A 23,808-nucleotide genomic window follows, 5' to 3' on the forward strand; every position below is an offset into this window, starting at 1 on the left:
GCGTGGAAACCACGAAAGTGGTAAAGAGGTATCCCAAGCAGTACGCTGTGTAGGGATGCCTTTTTTTGTACATACTCAATGGTACGGAAAAGACTTTGTTTTCTCCAAAATACGAATAAATATGACGTAGGATGGAAGAATGTATGTTTTTTTTAAGATTGTAGCGCTTACATTGTTGAGGTTTTAAAAAAAAATTGACCCAAGGTTATTAATTGTCTAGATTTTAGCCGATCATAATTGTATAATCTCTAAAGTAAGTCTTCTGTACGATCTGTCTCGTCAGTAAATGACATGCATGAGCATGTACATGTTCAAAGAAAAGAGACAGTCCAGGGATCTAACACTAAGGGGGAACAGTATCAGCATGAAGAAAATGTTCAGTATGTCTTTGGTTATGCTGCTGGCGATCTCGGTCATTCTCGCAGGCTGCGGTAACAAAAATCAAGGTGCGTCCAACGCAAATGGTGGAGACACAGGTGGTTCTGCCAAAACATCGAATGTCCAAATCGGCATGGTTACAGATGTGGGTGGAGTAAACGACAAATCGTTTAACCAATCTGCTTGGGAGGCACTACAAGCCACTGAGAAAGAATCAGGCGTTAAAGTTAAATACCTGCAAAGTAAATCTGATCAAGATTATATTCCTAACCTGAACCAATTTGTTAAGGGTGATTTTAACCTGACTTGGGGAATCGGTTTTAATCTGGCGAATGCGATTGGACAAGTAGCGAAAGACAACCCGAGCAAGAATTTGGCGATCATTGACAGTGTCGTGGATGCGCCTAACGTAAAATCGGTTGTTTTTGCTGAAAATGAAGGTTCCTTCTTGGTGGGGGTTGTAGCTGGTAAGCTTACCAAAACAAACAAAATTGGTTTTGTGGGTGGACAAGATAGCCCGTTGATCAAACGTTTTGAAAAAGGATTCGAAGCAGGAATTAAAGCTGTAAATCCAAATGCAAAATTGGAAGTTAACTACACAGGTGCATTTGATAAGCCGGATCTGGGTAAAGCAGCGGCTGCGACGATCTATAACAGCGGTGCAGATATTATTTTCCATGCAGCTGGCGGATCTGGTACAGGTGTATTTAACGAAGCACTCGCACGTAAGCAACAAGGTCAGCAAGTATGGGTTATTGGTGTGGATAAAGACCAATCGCTTGAATTTGGTGACGACGTAACATTGACTTCGATGGTAAAACGTGTAGATGAAGCTGTAAAACGCGTATCTAAAGAAGTAATTGACGGTAAATTTAAGGGCGGTGTCGAAACACTGGCTCTGAAGGATAATGGCATTGGTTTGGCAGACACTTCAACGAAAAACGTACCTAAAGACGTGCTTGATATTGTAGAACAATACAAGCAAAAAATTATTAAGGGCGAAATTACAGTTCCTTCGAAATAAGTTTTGGATTGAAGAATATAGAGGTGGCGACAAGGCTGGTTCATAAGACTAGCCTTGTTCTTACGTCTGGAGTTATATGGATTATAACGGGCAAAATCAGCTCATTGGAGCACATACTATAAAGTGTATAAGGGTGATCTCATGGATGCAGCGACCCCCGTCGTTGAGTTAAAGCAAATTACAAAACGATTCCCCGGCATCGTTGCCAACGACTCCATCAGCATCAAGCTGCATAAGGGAGAAATTCATGCCCTTTTGGGTGAGAATGGCGCGGGTAAATCTACGCTTATGAATATTCTTTTCGGACTGTATCAGCCGGATGAAGGGAACATTGAAATCGGAGGTAAACCTGTACAGATTGATAGTCCAAATAAGGCGATTGATCTGGGGATTGGCATGGTGCATCAGCATTTTAAACTCGTACAGCCGTTTACCGTTACCGAAAATATTGTCCTGGGCTCGGAGCCACGTAAGGGTCTGAAAATCAATTATAAAAAGGCTGCCGCAGAAGTACAGCGGTTGTCTGAGCAGTACGGCCTTCAGGTGAATCCGAATGCCAAAATTGAGGATATATCTGTGGGTATGCAGCAACGTGTAGAAATTATTAAAACGCTTTATCGCGGTGCAGATATTCTGATTTTCGATGAGCCTACAGCTGTACTGACACCACAGGAGATCACTGAGTTGCTGGATATTATGAAACGTTTGGTGGCTGAAGGCAAATCAATTATTCTTATTACTCATAAACTTAAAGAAATCATGCAAATTGCGGATACCGTTACGATCATTCGCCGAGGTCAGGTTATTGATACGGTCAAGACGTCTGAAACAACACCAAATGAGCTGGCTGAGAAAATGGTGGGCCGTCGTGTGTCCTTTAAAGTGGACAAGCAGCTTGCGCAACCAGGACAAACGGTATTGGAAATGAACAATGTAATTTCTAAAAACAAGGATGGTATTCATGTTCTAAATGAGTTGAACCTGCAGGTCAAGGCGGGCGAGATTTTGGGGATTGCCGGAGTAGATGGTAATGGACAGAGTGAGCTGATCGAAGCTTTGACAGGCTTACGCAAGGTGGATGGCGGGAGCATTCGTTTGCTCGGACAAGAGGTGGCCAATCAGTCACCACGCAAAATTTCAGAGGCAGGCGTTTCACATATACCAGAGGACCGTCATAAGCATGGGTTGGTGCTGGATTTTTCTATGAGTGAAAATATGGTGCTGGAGACGTATTACCAGGCGCCTTACAGTAAAAATGGCTTCTTGAACAAAGAAGCTATAGAGAAACAGGCTAAAAGTCTCATCGAAAAGTTTGATGTTAGAACACCGGATATTCACACGAAGGCAAGAGCATTATCTGGTGGGAACCAGCAGAAGGCTATCATTGCACGTGAAATTGATAAAAATCCGGACCTTCTCATTGCAGCACAGCCTACACGCGGTCTGGATGTTGGAGCTATTGAATTTGTCCAGAAACAACTGATTGCGCAGAGGGACCAAGGTAAAGCTGTGTTGCTCATATCTTTTGAACTGGACGAGATTATGAATGTATCCGACCGAATTGCTGTCATCTATGAGGGCAAGATTGTCGGGGAAGTGCTGCCAGAAGAAACGAATGACCAGGAACTGGGACTGATGATGGCAGGAAGTGCAGTGAAGAAAGGAGTAGAGAATGGCTAATCTATTGAAAATATTCACAAAAGACTCCTTTGTACTGGCGCTGGTCTCTATTATTTTGGGTCTCCTTCTGGGTGCTATCGTGATGCTGATTGGCGGGTATGACCCTATTGTGGCCTATTCTGCTTTGTTTAGCCGTGTATACGGAGATTCTTATAACTTTGGAGAGGCTATCCGCGAGATGACTCCGCTGATTTTGACGGGGTTGGCATTTGCTTTTGCGGCCCGCGCCGGATTGTTTAATATTGGTGGCGAAGGTCAGTTTCTGGTAGGTATGACAGCTGCTTCGATTGTGGGCATTAAACTCCATGGGTTGCCAGCTATCATTCATGCACCTTTGGCTGTGATTGCAGGCGCAGTTTTCGGAGGCCTGTGGGCTGCGATTGCTGGCTATTTGAAGGCCAAACGAGGCGTGAATGAAGTTATTACATGTATTATGATGAACTGGATCGGCCTGTATTTGGCTAATTTGGTGATCAATCAGTTCGCACTTATGGAAGGTGAGAATCGTTCTGTGGATATTCAGCCTTCTGCTTCAATTTCCATCGAATGGCTGTCCCAGATGATGGGGAATGCTCGGGTACATTGGGGTACGGTTATTGCTGTGCTGGCAGCAGTCTTTTTCTACATTTTTATGTGGAAAACAAAGCAGGGCTATGAGCTGCGGGCTGTCGGATTTAATCAGGATGCATCCCGTTATGCAGGTATGAATGTAAATCGTAATATTATAAAAGCGATGTTCATTAGTGGAGTTTTTGCCGGATTAGCAGGGGCCTTTGAAGTGCTGGGAGTATTCCATTACCAATCTGTCATGGCAGGATCACCAGGAACCGGTTTTGACGGTATCGCCGTAGCTCTGATTGGGATGAATAACCCATTTGGTGTGCTGCTCGGTTCTGTTTTGTTCGGAACGCTTACGTATGGTTCTGCGGGGATGAGCTTTAGCGCAGATGTACCGCCCGAAATTATCCGGGTTGTCATTGGCTCGATTATTTTCTTCATTGCGGCCCAAGGTATTGTACGTTGGGTTGTGAAGCCGCTCTACTCCAAGCGGAAGAAAGAGAAGGTGTTGTAAAATGAGTTGGTTAACACTTGGTGAATTAATCCATACAACGCTCGTTTTTGCGACGGCGATTATTTTTGCGTCTCTCGGCGGGGTTTTTTCAGAAAAATCCGGTGTGACGAACCTCGGATTGGAAGGACTTATGGTATTTGGAGCGTTTGCAGCGGGTGTTGGCGGATTCTATGCCGAGCAAGCTGGACTAGGAGGCACCTCTGCGGCTTGGGTAGGTGTGCTGTCAGCTGCGGTGTTCGGTATTCTGGTTTCGCTAATTCATGCTGTAGCCTCTATTACCTTTAAAGCTGATCAGGTAATAAGTGGTATAGTTATTAATTTTCTGGCAGCAGGTAGTACACTGTATATGGTCAAGCTTTTATTTGAGGGTGATGGTGACACCGGTCGGATTCAGGGTTTCAACGAAATATCCATCCCTTACCTTGTGGATATCCCGATTGCAGGAAAAGCCTTTTTCCAAGCTTACCCAACGACATATCTAGCCATTCTATTGGTTATTATTGGATATTTCACCTTGTATAAAACACCGTTTGGCTTGCGTTTGCGTTCCGTTGGGGAGCATCCAGGAGCGGCCGATACCGTGGGAATTAAAGTAAATCGTCTTCGTTATATTGGTGTGATGATTAGTGGGGCGTTGGCTGGGATTGGTGGAGCTACAATCACTCTAACTACAACCAACATGTTCTCACACAATACAGTTTCGGGGCAGGGATATATTGCTATTGCCGCTATGATTTTCGGTAAATGGAATCCGCTCGGTGCTTTTGGCGCAGCAGTGTTTTTTGGTTTTTCACAAGCCATTCGCAACTATGTGCAGCTGTTCGCATGGTCACAAAGTATTCCCCAGGAAATTATTTTTATGTTGCCGTATCTCCTGACGATTATTGTACTGGTAGCGGCTGTCGGACGTTCACGCGCTCCGGCCGCTTTGGGTCAACTTTATGATCCAAGCAAGCGTTAAACTTATAAACAACTGATGCTGTATGTTTTGCAAAATGTACATGGGTGTATAAAAAATCTGGTATCTGCATATGCAGGTATCAGATTTTTTTATATTGTGCAGGCATTTAAACATACGCTACTGGCATGAATGGAATAGACTGTGCTATGCAGATTGGACGGGACGCTCGGCCCCTGTCAGCTCCGGTCTATTTTGTGGTGGTGATGAGCTATCAAGGAGCCGTTCAATCTGTCCATCCGTTGAGAAGAAGGAGGAAATACGATGAAACAGGCAGTAACCAGAAAGCAGGTGGAGAAGCTTGTCGGCAAAGTCATCTTTGCTACTCGCAAGGATGGTTCCCAGGTCAGCGGCAAGCTGATTCGCATTTCGGGTAACCGACTGGTTCTTCAACCAAACCGCAAGAAAAAAGTAAACACGAAGGCAATTATTCCTCTGGTGCTGTTTGACTTGCTTGCCATCGGCACAGCTCCATACATTGGTGCCTATGGTGGGGGATATGGTGGCTACGGTCCGGGCTATGGAGGACCAGGATATGGTCCGCAGCCAGGCCCGTATACAGACGGGGGATACCCCGGGGTAGGATATCCGTATTACCCTAATTTATTTTAGTCATACAAAATCCTGAGCCCGAAAAAGATACTTTTTACAGTAACTTTTCGAGTTCGTGGCATCGGCTCAGAGCTACGTATCGCAGCATTTGATATTGATGACGCAGATAAAAGTGGATCCCCCTGATATTGTCTTCATCCACCATCACTTTAGCCCGCTTGCAGCGACGCAGTCGTCCGTAGTGTTCGGCATGCTCAAGCAGTTTTTTTCCGTATCGCATACCTTGATGAGCCGAAGAGATTGCGATCAAATCAATGTATAATAGTTCGCCATGCAGCATAACATGAATGAAGCCAACAACCTGTGCATTATCCGGTCTGCAAGCTACAAAAGTGATGCCCCGGTTTAAGCGCCGGGGTAATTCTTTGCGTATTTGCTCCATTTCTTGGGCACTTAAATGCGATAGGGGGACAAGCTCTTGCTCGATTAGACGAAAGATGATGTTGTCATCTAGAGAGCTGCGTTTTCGAATCATAAACGGGCCTCCTTTTCTACCCTTTTAACAAGATAAGACGTGGCTTTGGAGGAGTGTACTGTCTCACCGTGTGGTCTTTTTTATAATATGCGGGTACCTCTTACAAGCGTGCGACTCGGAGGTGCTTCAGAAAAGAAACATAAATTTTTATGAAATATGGGTATTGACTATCCCAGATGGGAGACATATAATGTGTCTAAACATTTGAAAGAATGACATGAACTCAACGGCAATGAAGAGGACGAAGTGATTAGGGCTCTTTTGTTCAGAGAGTGAGGCATTAGCTGCAAGCTTCACCAAAATCCCTTTTTAACGAGCTCACCTTGGAGCTGTTTTCCTGAAAAGTATTTGGGCCCGATGGTATTAACGGCGTACTAAATCACCTATTAGGGAAAATCGTACGGTCTACGTTACAGACGCCAGATATGGAGATCCTTTGTGATTTCTGTACCTGCCAAGGTTCGATATTGCGAAATATCGGGCAAACACGGGTGGTACCACGGAAGCTACAGCCTTTCGTCCCTCAGTAACAGCAAGTCTGTTCTAGGGATGAAAGGTTTTTTTGTTTTTACAAATGTCAGATGTATGTAAATTTTGTAAAGGAGGATGACCAATGAGTGCACAAATTCCTGAAGTTAGGTCAACCAATGAATTACGTGAAAAGTGGATGAAGCCTGAAGTGATTACAGGTTCGGAAATTTTACTCCGTAGCCTGTTGCTGGAGGGAGTAGATTGTGTCTTCGGATATCCTGGTGGTGCAGTGTTATATATCTATGATGCCATGTATGGCTTTAAGGATTTCAAGCATGTCCTCACTCGTCACGAACAAGGAGCTATTCATGCGGCAGATGGTTATGCACGGGCGAGCGGTAAAGTGGGCGTCTGTATTGCGACTTCCGGACCTGGAGCGACAAACCTGGTAACTGGTATTGCGACGGCTTTTATGGATTCGGTGCCGTTGGTGGTCATCACGGGTAACGTTGTATCTTCCCTGATCGGTACGGATGCTTTCCAGGAAGCCGATATTACGGGAATTACAATGCCGATTACGAAACATAGCTATCTGGTAAGAGATGTAGAGGATCTACCGCGAATCATCCATGAGGCATTTCATATTGCCAACACAGGGCGCAAGGGACCGGTACTGATTGATATTCCGAAGGATATTTCTGCAGCCCAGACGTTGTTTGTCCCACAAACGGAACCTGTGACCATGCGGGGTTATAACCCGAAAGTGTTACCCAACAAAATTCAACTAGACAAGCTAACTCAAGCTATTTCCGAAGCAGAACGTCCATTCATTCTGGCAGGTGGAGGAGTTGTATACTCCGGTGGACATGAAGCACTTTACGAGTTTGTTCGTAAAACGGAAATTCCTATCACGACAACATTGCTCGGATTGGGTGGTTTCCCAAGTGGACATGAACTGTGGACGGGGATGCCGGGGATGCATGGAACATACACCTCCAATCAGGCGATTCAACAGTCTGATCTGTTGATCTGTATCGGAGCCCGCTTCGATGATCGGGTAACAGGCAAGTTGGATGGGTTTGCTCCTCAAGCTAAAATCGTCCACATTGATATCGACCCTGCTGAAATCGGAAAAAATGTTGCAGCGGATATTCCTATCGTGGGTGACGTGAAGGCAGTGCTGGAATTGCTGAATCAGGATGTGAAACGTGCGGACCTGGCAGATGCATGGAGAGCGCAAATTCAGCATTGGAAGAATGAGAAACCTTATTCTTATAAGGATTCTGAAACGGTGCTTAAACCACAATGGGTTGTTGAGTTGTTGGATGAAACGACCAAGGGTGGTGCAATCGTAACGACAGACGTGGGACAGCATCAAATGTGGGCAGCGCAGTATTACAAATTCAATCAGCCACGCTCATGGGTCACCTCTGGTGGACTCGGTACGATGGGATTTGGTTTCCCTTCTGCAATCGGTGCTCAAATGGCCAATCCCGACAGATTGGTAATATCGATTAACGGGGACGGCGGTATGCAGATGTGTTCGCAGGAATTAGCCATCTGTGCAATCAATAACATTCCGGTTAAAATCGTAATTATCAACAACCAGGTGCTTGGAATGGTTCGCCAATGGCAGGAATTGATCTATAACAATCGGTATAGTCACATTGACCTGGCGGGAAGTCCGGATTTTGTGAAACTTGCCGAAGCATACGGTGTCAAAGGGCTGCGTGCTACGAATAAGGAAGAGGCACGTCGGGCTTGGCAGGAGGCGCTTGATACACCCGGACCGGTCGTTGTCGAGTTTGTAGTCAGCAAGGAAGAGAACGTATATCCAATGGTGACGCAAGGTTCGACAATTGATCAAATGCTGATGGGGGACGAGTAAAATGACAACAAAAAATACCATTGCTGTACTGGTAAATGATCAACCCGGCGTTTTGCAACGTGTGTCCGGCCTGTTCGGTCGCCGCGGCTTTAACATTGAGAGCATAACTGTGGGACAATCGGAAGAAGTTGGATTATCCCGTATGGTCATTGTGACTGTAGGGGATGAGAACAACCTAGAGCAGATTGAAAAGCAGCTTTACAAGCTGGTTGATGTGATCAAGGTCATCGATCTCAGTTCCAAACCAATGGTAGCCCGGGAATTGGCGATGATAAAGGTAAAGGCAGAACCGCCTCAACGGCCAGAGATTATGGGCGTGGTAGAAACATTCAGAGCAGCTGTAATTGATGTTGGAACGACGAGTTTGATTGTACAGGTCATTGGCGATACAGAAAAAATTGATGCCATGATCGAGTTGTTGAAGCCTTACGGTATTCGGGAGTTGACTCGAACCGGGGTTACAGCTATGATACGTGGCAATGCTTAATATGGAGCTTTAACGAATTACCGCTTATAGCGCATTACATCAATAAAGAACCGCCCGCATAAGAGCGGGGACTCGAAGAGATTTTTAGATGCTAATCACGAGGGAAAGTCTCTTGGAGTACCCGCTCATTATGAAGGGTCCAATTAAAAGGAGGAAATTAACCATGGCAGTTACAACGTACTACGAAAAAGATGCAGAACTCAGCGTATTGAAAGGAAAGACAGTGGCCGTTATCGGTTACGGTAGCCAAGGGCATGCTCAAGCACAAAACTTGCGTGACAGTGGTGTGAATGTTGTTATTGGTTTGCGTGAAGGCAAATCGGCTGATGTCGCAAGAAACGACGGTTTTGAAGTTCTGAACGTAGCTGATGCAACAAGCCGTGCAGATGTGGTTCAAATTTTGTTACCTGATGAAACTCAAGCTTCTGTGTACAAAAATGAAATTGAACCTAACCTGAAAAAAGGCGCAGCTCTTTTGTTCTCCCATGGTTTTAACGTTCATTTTGGACAAATCGTAGCTCCTAAAGATAGCGATGTATTGCTGGTTGCTCCAAAATCCCCAGGACATATGGTACGTCGTACTTATGTAGAAGGGTTTGGAGTACCGGGGCTGATCGCAATTGAGCAGGACGCAACGGGTCAGGCCAAAGAAATCGGACTTGCTTACGCAAAAGGCATTGGCTGTACACGTGCGGGCGTAATTGAAACCTCCTTCCGTGAAGAAACGGAGACGGATCTGTTCGGTGAGCAGGCGGTATTGTGTGGCGGCGTGAGCGCACTTGTAAAAGCGGGCTTTGAAACATTGACTGAAGCAGGTTATGCTCCTGAGATGGCATACTTTGAATGTTTGCATGAGCTTAAGCTGATCGTTGACTTGATGTATGAAGGTGGATTGGCAACGATGCGTGATTCCATCAGTAATACAGCGGAATATGGCGATTATGTAACTGGACCACGTGTGGTAACGGAAGATACGAAGAAAGCCATGAAGGATGTGTTGACTGACATTCAACAAGGTAAATTTGCTCGTGACTTCATCCTTGAAAATCAATCTGGACGTGCATTCCTGACGGCTACTCGTCGTAATGAAGCTAACCATCCGATTGAAGTGGTGGGTGGACAATTGCGTGAAATGATGCATTGGATCAAAAAGTAATAATCTTTTGTACTATGAATTCGACTACATGCATTATTTATAAATATTAATTACAATGCGGCCCTGCTTATTGCGTGAGCCGCATTGTAATTTAAGGGTCCTAATCCTGAGGAGGTGCGTTAGGTTGCGCAAAATATATATATTTGACACAACGTTGAGAGACGGAGAACAGTCACCTGGCGTGAACTTGAATACTCGTGAAAAAGTGGAGATCGCTCATCAGTTGGAGAAGCTGGGAATTGATCGTATGGAGGCTGGGTTCCCGGCTGCTTCTCCGGGTGATCTGGCAGCTGTTAATGCAGTAGCAAAAGCTGTAAAAAATTCGACGGTGATTGGTCTTTCGCGTGCAAGGGAACAGGATATTGATGCAGTTCGCGAGGCACTCAAGGGAGCTCAGGACCCGTGTATCCATATCTTTTTGGCAACCTCTCCTATTCACCGTCAACATAAGCTGCGGATGGAGAAGGCACAGGTTTTGGAAACTGCTCGTGCTGCCATACGCTATGGGTTGAAATATTTGCCTAAAGTGGAGTTTTCCTTGGAAGATGCAGGCCGTACAGAGCTTGATTTTGTGGTTGAAATGGTCACCATGGCTGTACAAGAAGGAGCTTCTGTCGTCAATATTCCAGATACGGTAGGTTACTTGACACCCTATGAGTATGGAAATATATTCAAACATATTAAGGAAAATGTAATCGATGTAGAGAAGATTCAATTGAGTGCACATTGCCACAATGACCTGGGAATGGCTACTGCTAATACACTTGCTGCCATCCTGAACGGCGCGGATCAGATCGAGGGAACCATTAACGGTATCGGTGAACGTGCTGGAAACACGGCCATTGAGGAAATCGCCATGGCACTGGAGACGAGACAGGAATTTTTCCAGGCCAAAACGTCTCTTCAATTGTCTGAAATTGCGCGCACGAGCCGTTTGGTTAGCCGTTTGACGGGGATGGTAGTGCCGGGCAACAAGGCAATTGTTGGAGCCAACGCTTTTGCGCACGAATCAGGTATTCATCAAGACGGCATGCTGAAAGAGAAAACGACTTATGAAATCATGACACCAGAAAGTATCGGTCTGAAAGAAAGCAAGCTGGTACTTGGTAAGCACTCAGGTCGTCATGCTTTCCGTGAGCGTTTGATCGAGTTGGGCTACGAATTGAACGAAGAAGATCTGAATCGCGCTTTTGGGCAGTTCAAGGATTTGGCTGATAAGAAAAAGGAAGTTTCGGACGATGATATTTTGGCATTGCTGGAAGAAAAATTGGCTGATGCACCTGAAGTCTTCAAGCTGGAAACGATTTTTGTTACCTACGGGAATAAGGCTACGCCTTCCGCACAAGTGCGTCTGGTTAACGATGAAGATCAGGTTATTGAGACAGAAGCTGAAGGAAATGGTTCAGTCGATGCGATCTATAATGCGATTGATCAAGCCAGCGGTGAGAGCGTTGTACTTTCAGATTACTCCATCAAGTCTGTTACCCATGGTAAGGACGCTCTGGGTGAAGTCCATGTAGTGCTGACGCAAAACGAACTGTCTGTACAGGGACGCGGGGTAAGCACCGATATTCTGGAAGCAAGTGCTCGGGCTTACGTGGATGCGCTGAATGGTTTAATCGACAAGCGTAAAAACTACAGTAATCGCGTAGATTATAAATCTTAGTTTTTATGCAGACTTAAGAGTTGGGTTTACAGGATCGGTTTTTTTCGGTCCTGTTTTCTTTTTTTCTGATGAAAAAACCAGCTTATAGGCTGTGCCTATTGAATTGATAGATTCTATATCTTGGTCAAAGCCCTGCCATATATGTTACAAAGAAGGTATGAAAAATACAGTTGTATGGCTGTATAACAAGAGGAGTGTACGTGATGGCAGACGTTAAAAAGATTGCGGTAATAGCGGGAGATGGAATTGGACCTGAAGTGGTCGCAGAGGCAGAGAAAATTTTGAAACGTACGGAAGAAGTATTCGGCTTTTCATTTGAAACGGAGCGTGCGCTGTTCGGCGGGATTGCCATTGATAAGAAGGGCACACCATTACCGGAAGAAACACTGGCAGTATGTCAGTCTGCAGATGCTGTTCTGCTGGGAGCGGTAGGAGGGCCACAATGGGACAACAATCCAAAGGAACTTCGTCCTGAAACCGGACTGCTGGGCATTCGCAAAGAGCTCGGTCTGTTTTCGAATCTTCGTCCTGCTGTCGTCTTTGACTGTCTCAAGGACGCGTCTACATTGAAACCGGAAGTGTTGGAAGGAACGGACTTGATCGTGGTGCGCGAACTGACGGGCGGCATTTATTTCGGCGAGAAGTTCAGACGAGAAAGTCCTCAGGGTGAGGAAGCAGTTGATACTTGCGCATATAATGTAACAGAAGTAGAGCGTATCGTGCGCCAATCTTTCGAAATTGCACAAAAACGTCGCAAAAAACTTGCATCGGTGGATAAGGCTAATGTACTGGAAACTTCCCGTTTATGGCGTGAAGTAGTGAACCGGGTTGCTGTAGACTACCCGGATGTCGAGCTGGAGCATGTATTGGTTGATAACTGCGCCATGCAATTGCTGCGTCGTCCATCTAGCTTCGACGTCATCGTGACGGAAAATATGTTTGGTGACATTCTCAGTGATGAAGCGGCTATGCTGACTGGATCCATCGGCATGCTCTCCTCCGCATCACTGGGAGAAGGCAGCTTCGGCCTTTACGAGCCGGTACATGGCTCGGCGCCTGACATTGCAGGTCAAGGCCTGGCGAATCCCATTGCAACGATTTTGTCCGTTGCTTTGATGTTCCGTCTTACCTTCGGGTACGAGAAAGCAGCAGATGCCATTGAGAAAGCCGTAGCTGAGGTGCTGGATGCAGGGCACCGTACGGCGGATATTGCGGTGGATAAATCTCAAGCAATCTCGACAACTCAAATGGGTGATCTGATCGCAGCAGCTATTCGCTAAAAGCTTCGTAAATGCACCCGTTCTGAAAAAAAGCTTCCTATTATATAGTAAGGTTATACAGTCTGGCTTTTTGGCAAATGTTTAGCACAGTAGCTCCTGAGCAATCAGGAGCTATTTGTATATTCAAAGGTTCAAAATGTGAATAAAATGTGAATTTTTAAGCTAGTTTAAAATAATTATAAAAAAGTAATGGTTACAATATTGACTTTGATTTCAGCGAATGATAACATTTATCAAGTAAGTTGTTGTTTATTACAATACAGATGATTGAGGAAAGCACATTTGGTGTTTTTCTTACATATTTTAAAGGAGGATTTCATATTATGGCAGAAAGATTGGTAGGAAGACCCGCCCCTGATTTTGCATTGGAAACAGTGACTGGAGACGGTCAAGAATTTGGTTCGGTGAAGCTTTCCGATTACCGTGGCAAGTGGCTCGTATTTTTCTTCTATCCACTGGATTTCACTTTTGTGTGCCCTACGGAAATTACAGCATTGAGCGATGCTGCTGACCAATTCAAAGAGCTGGATACTGAAATTCTGGGTATCAGTGTAGACTCCGTGCACAGTCACAAAGCATGGATCAACACAGCTAAAGAAAACAACGGTCTAGGCAAACTGAACTTCCCATTGGCTTCTGACATCACGAAAAAAACAGCAAGCGATTATGGCGTTCTGATCGAAGAAGAAGGCGTTGCATTGCGCGGCTTGTTCATCATTGATCCAGAAGGCGAATTGAAATATCAAGTGGTTAACCACAACGATGTAGGTCGCAGTGTAGAAGAAACATTGCGTGTACTGCAAGCTTTGCAATCCGGTGGCTTGTGCCCAATGAACTGGAAACCAGGCGATCAAAATCTGTAATATAAGCTTCACAAGTTGAAATTAATTAAACAAACAAGCCCCCAACTAGCGGTTACTCTACCGTTATTGGGGGCTTGCTTGCCTGCTCTGTGCAGCGGAAAATGTGAGGACAGCCTGTTTAATGAGGCAACGCAGAGTGAGGTAACAAATAATTATGGAAATGTTGTTGTGTTCTGGAGGAATTTTGCCTGACGAAAGCGAATAAGGTATTGTAGAAGATAAGCAAGGCAGAACAGGTTTTGTTCAGAGGAGGCTGAGCCCGGATGAGTTATTGCTGTGGAGCAAGCATGGTAGGAACCAAGGGAACGCTGAAGCATTACCGCACCCAAGTTCATAATGTTCCTTTGCTGTTTTGCCCGGTATGTCGTCGCATTGAAGTTCATTATAAAGTCGAAAATGAGTATGAAATCTTGGCTGAATATGCACATGGAGATGGGGCAAGCGAGATTGATTTTCAGGATTATGTCATGGAAGACGATGATACGATATTTGAAAATTGTGTGAATCGTGAAAGTGAAGATGCGTTTGAAATTGTGAAGCGTCAAATTGACATATCCCTGGATTTATTGATGGTAGCCAAACAGATGAATGATGAAAAATGGCAGGGAGAGCTTAAGAGAAGACTGGCCGTTATGAGCCAAAGACGATCCCGGCTTCAACATAATAAGAGCGGCAGTTGACATCCTACACACCAAAGAAGCTCTCAATTCTGGAGAGCTTCTTTGGTGTGTAGGGCGCTTGTTCCTAACTTCATTTTTCATTTTGGTAATGTTGCGCAGATATTATGACGAAAGAAAACAGGATAAAAATTTGGATTCGACACTTTTTCCGATTGACTGCGATCCTTAATCTTGTCTATCATAAAATAAGACTGGAATTGGAAAGAGATGGTCGGATTTCTGTGTAACTGTTTTCTACACCATTGAAGGGTAGTCGATAGATGCCTTTCTTTTCTTCAAGATTATTACGCGTCCGATACGGCCAGTTTGTCATTCCGAAACAAGGGGGAAGCCTGGCATGATCAGTGAATTCCAAGAAGCCTTGCTTGATACCGTGGGAGCTTGTCCTTCCACACAGATCGCCAATAACAAGTATGAAAATGTGCTGGAGAACCTGGATAGTGGTATCATGCTGTTTGACAGTGACGGGGTACTGACCTTTATTAACGTGCAAATGGCGAAATTGCTGGAGCTACCACGGAGTTCGCTAGCAGGTCGCAATTTGATGCAAATTTTGCACCATCCTGAGTTAAGCCGGTTTAAGAAGAAGAAAATCATGCGGATTTATAAAGAAACTATCTTTCATAGAAAGCGCTATCATGAGTTAATTGATGAGTATGGTCGGCATTGGTTGATAACAGTAACCTATGGTGATCAGATGGATGGCAATTTTTTGTTTAGCGTCAAGGATGTGTCGGATTATAAGCAGATTGAGCAGACAGCATATCAAAACGATAAGCTGGCGATGCTGGGACGCATCTCGGCCTCTATTGCTCATGAAATTCGTAACCCGCTTACCGCAATCCGGGGCTTTATTCAATTGCTTCGACCGCATTTGGTGGAGTTGGGCAGGGATGAGTATGCCCGCATTATATTAACAGAAATTGATCGTGCGAACGACATTATTTATGAGTTCTTAAATTCGTCCAAGCCTTCGGCTCCGCAAAAAACGGCTGTATCTGTGATGGGGCTGCTGAAAGAAGTAGTGATGCTGACAGAAAGCGAAGCATTGATGAAGGGTTGCCAGATTGCATTGGACGAAAATGATGAGCTCATGAAGGTTTCCATTGATGTGAAGCAGATTAAGCAGGTTATTCTCAATATGATTAAAAATGCAATGGATGCCATTGAAAGCATGGGTGGGGAACGAGAGGGCTGCATCGATATTCATACAGTGCTTGAGGGCAATTATGTCCACATTTGTATTGAAGATAACGGATTAGGTATGGATCACAATACATTGACGCGTTTATTTGATCCTTTTTTTACAACAAAAGAAAGTGGAACCGGATTGGGATTGGCTGTGAGCTATCGAATTATCAAAAATCACGGAGGTTTCATACATGTAGACAGTAAACATGGAAGTGGCACACAATTCAAAATCACGCTTCCTGTAGTTTAATATGGGGAGGTTTTCGCAGAGGGGTCCTGTACATACTATTTCTTTTATGTTGTGCAGCGTTGGGGTATAGGTATCACCTTTTTGGAAAAGGTTATCTGAAGCGCATAATCTGACAAGATGATGCGCTTTTTTGGTGCTGTAAGCTCGGTTATTTGCGTAAATGCGAAAATGAATTCATGAATTTAAGACAAAAAAATGATTCACCTTTCACAGATTAAATGCTATTATATACCAGAATACAACATTATTTTTGATACTATAGACTTAAACAACGGCTTCCAAAGCTGTCAAACGTCTTAGATGATCGGAATCTCCGATATGCAGGGGGCTGAAGAGGCTGAATGAGTATACGGCTGGAAGTAAAAAAAACGATAGGTATCGGCATTGCTGCGATAGTTTTGTTTGTCTTGGTTCAGTTATTTCACGTAACTTTGAATAAGATATACTCCCATAATGTTTTTTTCTTGTTATATCCGATCATAGGGTTTGCCTGTGCTGCGATTTGTTTTTCTATTTTTTATCAATCCTGGTCCGTTTTACTGGAACAGTTATCCTTGCAGAGACTTCTTATTGCCCCGACGTTTTTGGTGGCTGGTCTGCTTTACCTTGTTCATATTGTTTCGTTTAGTTTCGTAAGCCTGACGGACTTTGCTTTGTCTCCGGGCATTTCGTTATGGCTGCTGTTTGTAAATCGTGCCTTTACTTCTGTCTTGCTCTTATGTGTTTGTTTCCTCCCGTTTAGCAAGACGAAGTCTGAATACAAGACAGTGGCTTTGTGGGCAGGGATAGGCTGCACTTTGCTGATTCTAGGAGTTATTAAGATATTTGGTGCAGGCTTACCGGATCTACGTATACGATACGAAATAGGCAACCTGGGCTGGACGTTAAATCTGGCTGTCATGTTACTACTTGTGTTCACTTTTATTTTCGGGGTGCGAAAATATCGGAAAGTCCGCCCGGCGGAGTTGGGCATGTTGCTTATGGTTCGTGGAATTGGACTGTGTGTTGTGAGTCAGTTGTTCTATTTATTTTCTGAGCAAATGAGCGATATTAATCACCTATTGGGACTTTTGACCAACGCGATAGCATTCTATAACATGTTGAGCGGGCTGGTCCGGTTGATGGTTCTGGTTCCTTATCGTGAAAAGCAGGCAGCAGAATCTGAGTTTAATCACATTGCTTATAATGATGATATAACAGGACTCCCCAATCGTCGCCGCCTTTCCCAACGTTTAGATAAAATATTGCGCAAATCATTGAAATCGGATGAGACAGTAGCACTTTTAGTTCTAAATATTGATCGTTTCAAGGCGATTAATGATTCGCTTGGACATATGGCAGGAAATTATTTGCTGTATGCAGTAGGCGAACGCTTGGGGCATTTTAGCCATGAAGGGGAAGCTGTCTTTAGCATGGGCGGAGATGAATTTGCCTTTCTTCTAACGGGATACGAAGATACAGATGCTATGAGAAGTCGTATTGATGATATGGTGAAGCTGTTCGATCTGCCTTTCGATATTGATGGTGAGTCTTATCATGTGACGGTGAGCGTTGGTATAGCTTTGTACCCGTTGGATGCGAATCAGAGTGAACAGCTTATTCAGCAGGCGGATACGGCTGTACATAGTGCTAAAGAGCAGGGAGTGAATTTTCAGCGGTATGCTAGTTCGATGCAGATGCGAGCGCATGAAAGACTCCAGCTGGAAAATGATCTGCGGCGAGCGCTTGAAAATGAGGAATTTTCATTGGTGTATCAACCTCGTGTCCACCTGCAAAGTGGCGAGCTAACGAGTTTGGAGGCGCTGGTGCGTTGGAATCATCCTCATCGTGGGATGGTGATGCCAGGCGATTTTATTCCGGTGGCTGAAGAAAGTGGTTTAATTGTGCCCTTGGGGGAATGGGTGTTACGGGAGGCCTGTCTGCAAAATAAGCATTGGCAGGAGCTTGGGTACCCACCAATCCCGATTTCGGTCAATTTATCCATGCGCCAATTTCAGCAAAAAAAGCTGGTGGATGTAATTCGGGGCATTTTGACCTATACGGAACTTGAAGCACGCTATCTAGAGCTGGAGATTACCGAGAGTATGACCTTTGATAAGGATCGAGCCTTTGAACAGTTAAAAAAAAATAAAGGCTATTGGTGTCGCAATCAGTATTGATGATTTTGGAACTGGCTATAGCTCATTGCATTATTTGAAGAATCTCCCGATTGATCGTCTAAAAATTGATCGTTCCTTTGTAAATGAGGTACTGGTCGACAGCAAAAATGCAGCAATTGTATCTACTATTGCCTCCATGGCTCACCATTTGAAGCTGAAGGTTACGGCTGAAGGGGTAGAAAATGAGGAGCAGCTTCATTTTTTGCAGGCACAAGATTGTCATGAGGGTCAGGGGTATTATTTTAGTCGCCCCATTCCGGCAGAAATCTTTGAAAAATTGTTTTTACGTGAACCTATGAATTGGCTGGCTCAGGATAGTATGTAGTATACTTGCATTTTGCTGAAAGGTAAGTTATACTAAATAACATCCTGATTCAGCTGGTTGACGATAGGTTAAGCGTGCCATACATAAGAATCGAGATATTATAAAATGCGGGTGTAGTTCAATGGTAGAACTTCAGCCTTCCAAGCTGATAGCGTGGGTTCGATTCCCATCACCCGCTTACTATTTTAAGAAGTTCGAAACCCTTGTGACGCAAGGGTTTTTGTTTTGTTTGGAGTAGATAAATACATTATAGCCGGGGTGCCAATGGGGTATCACGGCTTTTTGCGTTCTTACGAACTATTTTTACATTGCCACACAAAATAAAATATAAAACATTTAGCTTATATGCTATAAATAAACAGATAAAAAGAACTATTTACCATTTACTAAAAAATAAGTATAGTCGCATTGTTGGGATTTAACTTAAAAAAGGATGGTGTAGCTGCAATGAGGAAAATTTCTTTTCTGTTTTTAGCATTAACTTTGGTGCTGCTTACTTTCCCTGCAAGTTCTACGTTCGCCGCTGCTGATTTTCCGAATACGTCGACGAATGGAATGACTGGTTTTACCGGACAGGCTAAAAGTGAAAATGGAGCTACTAAGCCTGCCACAACAGGGGGAAAAGGCGGTCAGATTATCTATATCAATAATCTAAACGATTTGAAAAACCAGTTAGGGGATTCAACTCCTAAAATTCTGGTCATCGAAAAAAATATCTCTGCCTCCTCTAAAACCGTGGTCAACATTGGTACTAACAAATCGCTCATTGGTTCTTATGCGCAAAACAAACTGGTTAACATTCATTTGAAAACAACAAATAATTCGGGAAATGTGATCTTTCAAAATTTAACTTTTGAGCACAGTGCCAACATTAACGGTAACGATGACATCCAACTTTATCTTACTGCGGGCACAAATTATTGGATTGATCATGTTACGTTTGCAGGTCACAGTTATAATGCAAATGGCTCGGATCTGGACAAACTTTTGTACATAGGCCAATCGGCTGATTATGTAACCATTAGTAACTCCAAATTTGCTAATCATAAATATGGTCTCATTTTGGGATATCCTGATGATGGCAATAAAAATTATGATGGCATGCCCCATATCACGATCGCTAATAATTATTTTGAAAACTTACTTGTACGTGGTCCAGGACTCATGAGATATGGATATTTCCATGTTAAAAATAATTATATTAATAATTTTCAGCTTGCTTATACCATTGCTACGAATGCAAGAATCTATTCTGAGTACAACTACTTTGGAAAAGGTAGTGAAAAGGGCGGTATTCTTGATGATAAAGGCAATGGCGAGTTTAAAGATGTAGGGAGTTTTCCCACCATCAACAATCAAAAATCGCGTGTAACCAACTGGAATCCAAGCAAGAACTATAGCTATCAAGTTCAGACTCCTGAATATACTAAAGAGTTTGTAACGAAATATGCAGGCTCGTCGAATACAACTTTGGTATTTGGAAAATAACGAGGGTTATTTGCAAATGTGTTGTGATCTGCTATACTAACCGCAAGTAATTATCCCATGAAAAGGAAGGTAACCATACGTCCGATGAAGTAAGCACACTGATTTTCCCACTTAACTGCACAGTTACTGGCAGGCGGCTGTAAGCTGCAACGGGAGAAGTGTGTCTGAAAATGAATGTAGGGACGTATGCGTTTATTCCGGAACGGGATTTGGCTTATTCGTTTACGGTGTTATTTTTCATAAGCGTATGTTCTGAAACGATTCATAACAGTCATTCTATATTCCTTGTATGCAAGCCGCAGCCTTCTGCGGCTTTTTTTATTGCTTCCGGGGTCAAAAAACCGGGCTGGGAAAGGATGATCGGTATGAGAACGATTTTGCGTATTCGCAATGTAGTAAAGGATTGGAACGGGACATCTTTATTTGAGAATGTGTCGTTGGATGTGATGGAAGGAGAACGGCTCGCACTGTTTGGAAGAAATGGAGCAGGTAAAACGACGTTATTGCGAATATTGCTGGGAGATGAAGTGCCAACCTCTGGTCAAGTAGAGCATGATTTGCCACTGGAAGAGCGGGGCTGGCTGAAGCAGCAGGATACGGTGGATGGGTCTCGAACCGCACTGGAGGCCGCACAGCAGGCCAGCCCTCGGCATTGGCTCCTCAAGCAAGCGTTGGGACAGCTGGAAGCTGACCTAGCCGATGCTGGGAAGGATATGGAGCATCATCTGGAGCGTTACGGCGAGCTGATGGATGAATACGAACACCTGCAAGGCTTTGCCTGGGAGTCTGAGGTGGAAAAGGCGCTCACTCGAATGGGAATGCCTGCCCAGACGTGGTCCATTGCTTATGGTGACCTGAGTGGCGGACAGAAGACGAGAGTGCGGTTAGCCGGACTGATGGTCAGGCAGCCGAGGCTGCTGGTGCTGGATGAGCCGACCAACCATTTGGATGCCGAAAGCTTGCTTTGGCTGGAGCAGTGGCTGTCCACGTATCCGGGAACGCTGCTGTTTGTATCGCATGACAGAGCCTTTTTGGATCGAGTGGCTACGAGTATAGTTGAGCTTGCATCAACGGGTATTGGGCGCTATAAAGGCGGCTATAAGGAATATAAAGCGCAAAAGGAGCGGGAACTGCGAGAGCAGGAAGCCAGCTATCGAAAGCAGGAGCTGGCGAAACAGGCGCTGGAGGAAACGATTCGAAATTACAGGGAATGGTTTCACCAGGCACATCGTAGCGCATCCAAAGTCGAAGTGGCTATTACACAGAGCTTCTATAAGGCCAAGGCTAAAAAAAATATCTCCCGTTATCATGCGAAAGAAAAAGAACTGGAGCGACTGGAGGCTAACAGGGTAGAGCAACCGTGTGAGGCTGCGTCTTTGCACATGAAATTAAGTGACAACGGGTTTCAGGCAAAATATTTGCTGCGTGCTGAGAAGGTTGGTTTTAATTACGACGACCGTGTCATTGTAGAGGGTCTCAACTTGAACATTGTACGTGGAGACCGTCTCGCTGTTCGGGGACCGAATGGAATTGGCAAGACAACGCTGCTTCGGTTATTAACGGGTCAACTGGAACCGCAGTCAGGAAAGATCACAGCCAACCCACAGTTAAACATCGGATATTTTTCACAGGAGCTGGAGCAGCTTCCAGAGGATCAAACGTTGCTGAACAGTCTGCTTGCACTCCCGGCGATGACTCAAACAGAAGCGAGAACAGTGTTGGGCTGCTTTCTTTTTGCGAAAGAGGACGTGTTTAAAAGGATCGGGACACTCAGTATGGGAGAAAAATGCAGGGTAGCTTTTCTGCGTCTGTACTTTAGTGGAGCCAACCTGCTGGTGCTGGATGAACCGACGAATTATTTTGACATTGAAACCCGTGAAATTGTAGAGGATTCTTTACGCAACTATGATGGAGCACTGGTGCTCGTCTCACATGATCGGGAGCTGGTGAGGTGCACGGCAACTCGGTTACTGGATATGAAGCCGGGAGGCGGATATGAAATTTATGAGGGGACAGCCGACGAAAAGCAGGAAGATGAGCAGAGCCGTCAACGGGAGCCAGAAGATCAGGAACGGCGTGAGGAACGGCTTCGATTACAATTGCGTCTTACAGAGTTGATGGGAATGACGGGCACGAATGACGAAAATGAGAAGTTGTTGAGCGAAATTAGGCGCATTCGTGCAAATCTGGAGCGGTTGGATGATCTCGATATCTAAAGGAATGAAACGTATGCCCTGCTTGCCAAAGCGCGGTAGTTTGCATATAATAATGAACAATAGTTCGAATTTTTGAAAATGTCTTGATGGAGAAGAGTAGACAGTGTCCGATTGAACAGGGAGGAAGCGTCGTAGGATTGAGAGCGTTTCTGCAAATACTGGGCTGTTGAAGTTCGCTCCGGAGCAGTTCCTTGAACCTCAGGCGCCATGTGAATGGCGAATGTGCAAGTAGGGGATACCGGTTCACGACCGTTACAACGTGCAGAGCGAGACGATGATGCACAGCATAAACAATCACCTGTAACTAGTGCCGTAAGGCAGAACGCCGGGTGAGCTGAGCTTATTGTCTAACGAGGGTGGTACCACGGTCTTTTCGTCCCTTACCGGGAGAAAAGACCTTTTTTTGTTGTCTGAAAAGCTGGATATGAAGAAAGGGGACTGAACAGGCGATGAGCGAAACCATCCAAATGAAGGAACATTTGCTGGCCTTGAAGGAAGAAGCACTGGAAGTATTGGAGAAGGTGGCAACACCCAAGGAGCTGGCTGATCTACGGGTCAAATACTCGGGGAAAAAGGGCGCACTGACTGAAATTTTGCGCGGTATGGGCAAGCTGAGCGCGGAAGAGCGTCCGGTTGTTGGACAGGTCGCCAATGAGGTGCGCGAGGCGATTGAAGAAGTCGTTAACCGTAAGCAGGACGAGTTCACGAAAGCGGAAACGAATGAGCGTTTGCAAGCGGAAAAGATCGACGTTACGCTGCCTGGACGCGCGTTGCCGCAAGGTGGACTGCACCCGCTCAACAAAGTGATTGAGCAAATCGAGGATATCTTTACAGGTATGGGCTATCGAGTGGCTGAGGGTCCACAGGCAGAGACGGATTATTATAACTTCGAAGCATTGAATCTGCCTAAAAATCACCCGGCACGCGATATGCAGGATTCATTTTATCTGACCGAGGATCTGTTGATGCGTACTCATACGTCACCAGTTCAGATTCGCGCGATGGAGGCGATGAAGGACGAAACACCTATTAAGGTTATCTGTCCGGGTACAGTATTCCGGCGTGATGATGACGATGCAACGCATTCTTTTCAATTCCACCAGATTGAAGGGCTTGTTATTGGAAAAGACATTCGCATGAGTGATTTGAAAGGAACCTTACTTCAATTTGCACGCGAAATGTTCGGAGAATCGACCGAAATCCGTTTGCGCCCAAGCTTCTTTCCATTCACAGAGCCGAGTGCTGAAGTAGACGTGACTTTTGTGAAGAAAAATGGCGAACGCGTATGGATTGAAATTTTAGGCTGTGGCATGGTCCATCCGAAAGTGCTGGAGATGGGCGGTTTTGATCCCGAGGTGTATAGCGGCTTTGCATTCGGTATGGGTGTAGAGCGGATTGCTATATTGAAATACGGTATCGACGATATTCGTCATTTTTATAACAGTGACCTGTCGTTCCTGAAACAGTTTGCGCGTCAATAAACAACTAT

17 protein-coding genes, 1 tRNA gene and 1 pseudogene are annotated in these 23,808 nt (G+C 44.8%); 18 read left to right on the plus strand and 1 reads right to left on the minus strand.

Features of this window, described 5'->3' with window-relative positions; genetic code table 11:
- Positions 1 to 364 precede the first annotated feature (364 nt).
- From ACWA2B_RS02130 to ACWA2B_RS02150, 5 genes are all read left to right on the plus strand, one after another.
- Positions 365 to 1,402, plus strand: a complete 1,038-nt coding sequence (locus tag ACWA2B_RS02130) for a BMP family lipoprotein (protein ID WP_165145041.1) — start codon at positions 365 to 367, stop codon at positions 1,400 to 1,402.
- Positions 1,403 to 1,543: 141 nt separating this feature from the next.
- Positions 1,544 to 3,082, plus strand: coding sequence for an ABC transporter ATP-binding protein (locus ACWA2B_RS02135; RefSeq protein WP_449291653.1), 1,539 nt, complete (start codon positions 1,544 to 1,546; stop codon positions 3,080 to 3,082).
- Positions 3,075 to 4,154: an ABC transporter permease gene (locus ACWA2B_RS02140; RefSeq protein ID WP_069012850.1), complete on the plus strand. Its 1,080-nt coding sequence runs from the start codon at positions 3,075 to 3,077 to the stop codon at positions 4,152 to 4,154. The genes ACWA2B_RS02135 and ACWA2B_RS02140 overlap by 8 nt, the downstream gene beginning before the upstream one ends.
- Position 4,155: 1 nt before the next feature.
- Complete coding sequence (locus ACWA2B_RS02145) at positions 4,156 to 5,115, plus strand: ABC transporter permease (protein WP_010349245.1); 960 nt, start codon at positions 4,156 to 4,158, stop codon at positions 5,113 to 5,115.
- Positions 5,116 to 5,376: 261 nt separating this feature from the next.
- A complete protein-coding gene (locus ACWA2B_RS02150) occupies positions 5,377 to 5,724 on the plus strand; it encodes a hypothetical protein (protein WP_023987757.1) in 348 nt (115 codons plus the stop codon).
- Positions 5,725 to 5,758: 34 nt separating this feature from the next.
- Here the strand turns inward: ACWA2B_RS02150 and ACWA2B_RS02155 are convergent, their stop codons facing one another.
- Positions 5,759 to 6,199: a GNAT family N-acetyltransferase gene (locus ACWA2B_RS02155; protein ID WP_340954882.1), complete on the minus strand. Its 441-nt coding sequence runs from the start codon at positions 6,197 to 6,199 to the stop codon at positions 5,759 to 5,761.
- Positions 6,200 to 6,812: 613 nt separating this feature from the next.
- Here ACWA2B_RS02155 and ilvB point away from each other — a divergent pair.
- From ilvB to pheS, 13 genes and pseudogenes are all read left to right on the plus strand, one after another.
- A complete protein-coding gene (gene ilvB / locus ACWA2B_RS02160) occupies positions 6,813 to 8,558 on the plus strand; it encodes a biosynthetic-type acetolactate synthase large subunit (protein ID WP_029516475.1) in 1,746 nt (581 codons plus the stop codon).
- Position 8,559: 1 nt separating this feature from the next.
- Positions 8,560 to 9,045: an acetolactate synthase small subunit gene (gene ilvN, locus ACWA2B_RS02165; protein ID WP_023987760.1), complete on the plus strand. Its 486-nt coding sequence runs from the start codon at positions 8,560 to 8,562 to the stop codon at positions 9,043 to 9,045.
- Positions 9,046 to 9,208: 163 nt separating this feature from the next.
- Positions 9,209 to 10,201 (plus strand): ketol-acid reductoisomerase, encoded by a 993-nt coding sequence (gene ilvC / locus ACWA2B_RS02170; RefSeq protein WP_013309387.1) that lies wholly within the window; start codon positions 9,209 to 9,211, stop codon positions 10,199 to 10,201.
- A 124-nt stretch (positions 10,202 to 10,325) separates the two neighbouring features.
- Entirely contained in the window at positions 10,326 to 11,867 is a 1,542-nt protein-coding gene (locus tag ACWA2B_RS02175; RefSeq protein ID WP_069012849.1) for a 2-isopropylmalate synthase, read from the plus strand.
- Positions 11,868 to 12,070: 203 nt separating this feature from the next.
- Positions 12,071 to 13,147, plus strand: a complete 1,077-nt coding sequence (gene leuB, locus ACWA2B_RS02180; RefSeq protein ID WP_449291654.1) for a 3-isopropylmalate dehydrogenase — start codon at positions 12,071 to 12,073, stop codon at positions 13,145 to 13,147.
- Positions 13,148 to 13,470: 323 nt separating this feature from the next.
- On the plus strand, positions 13,471 to 14,010 hold the full coding sequence (locus ACWA2B_RS02185; RefSeq protein ID WP_023987763.1) for a peroxiredoxin: 540 nt from the start codon (positions 13,471 to 13,473) through the stop codon (positions 14,008 to 14,010).
- Positions 14,011 to 14,273: 263 nt separating this feature from the next.
- The gene (locus ACWA2B_RS02190) at positions 14,274 to 14,690 is read left to right on the plus strand and encodes a hypothetical protein (RefSeq protein WP_029516478.1); all 417 of its coding nucleotides are present in this window, start codon (positions 14,274 to 14,276) and stop codon (positions 14,688 to 14,690) included.
- Positions 14,691 to 15,027: 337 nt separating this feature from the next.
- Entirely contained in the window at positions 15,028 to 16,131 is a 1,104-nt protein-coding gene (locus tag ACWA2B_RS02195; RefSeq protein WP_341039120.1) for an ATP-binding protein, read from the plus strand.
- Between the two features lie 341 nt (positions 16,132 to 16,472).
- Positions 16,473 to 18,615 (plus strand): annotated as a pseudogene (locus ACWA2B_RS02200) (bifunctional diguanylate cyclase/phosphodiesterase).
- Between the two features lie 107 nt (positions 18,616 to 18,722).
- Positions 18,723 to 18,793: transfer RNA gene (locus ACWA2B_RS02205), tRNA-Gly, on the plus strand.
- Positions 18,794 to 19,062: 269 nt separating this feature from the next.
- Entirely contained in the window at positions 19,063 to 20,103 is a 1,041-nt protein-coding gene (locus tag ACWA2B_RS02210; RefSeq protein WP_449291722.1) for a polysaccharide lyase family 1 protein, read from the plus strand.
- A gap of 365 nt (positions 20,104 to 20,468) precedes the next feature.
- Positions 20,469 to 22,319, plus strand: a complete 1,851-nt coding sequence (abc-f, locus tag ACWA2B_RS02215) for a ribosomal protection-like ABC-F family protein (protein ID WP_449291723.1) — start codon at positions 20,469 to 20,471, stop codon at positions 22,317 to 22,319.
- A 449-nt stretch (positions 22,320 to 22,768) separates the two neighbouring features.
- On the plus strand, positions 22,769 to 23,800 hold the full coding sequence (gene pheS, locus ACWA2B_RS02220) for a phenylalanine--tRNA ligase subunit alpha (protein WP_449291655.1): 1,032 nt from the start codon (positions 22,769 to 22,771) through the stop codon (positions 23,798 to 23,800).
- Positions 23,801 to 23,808: the final 8 nt, after the last annotated feature.

Source organism: Paenibacillus sp. CMM36 (assembly GCF_053570945.1).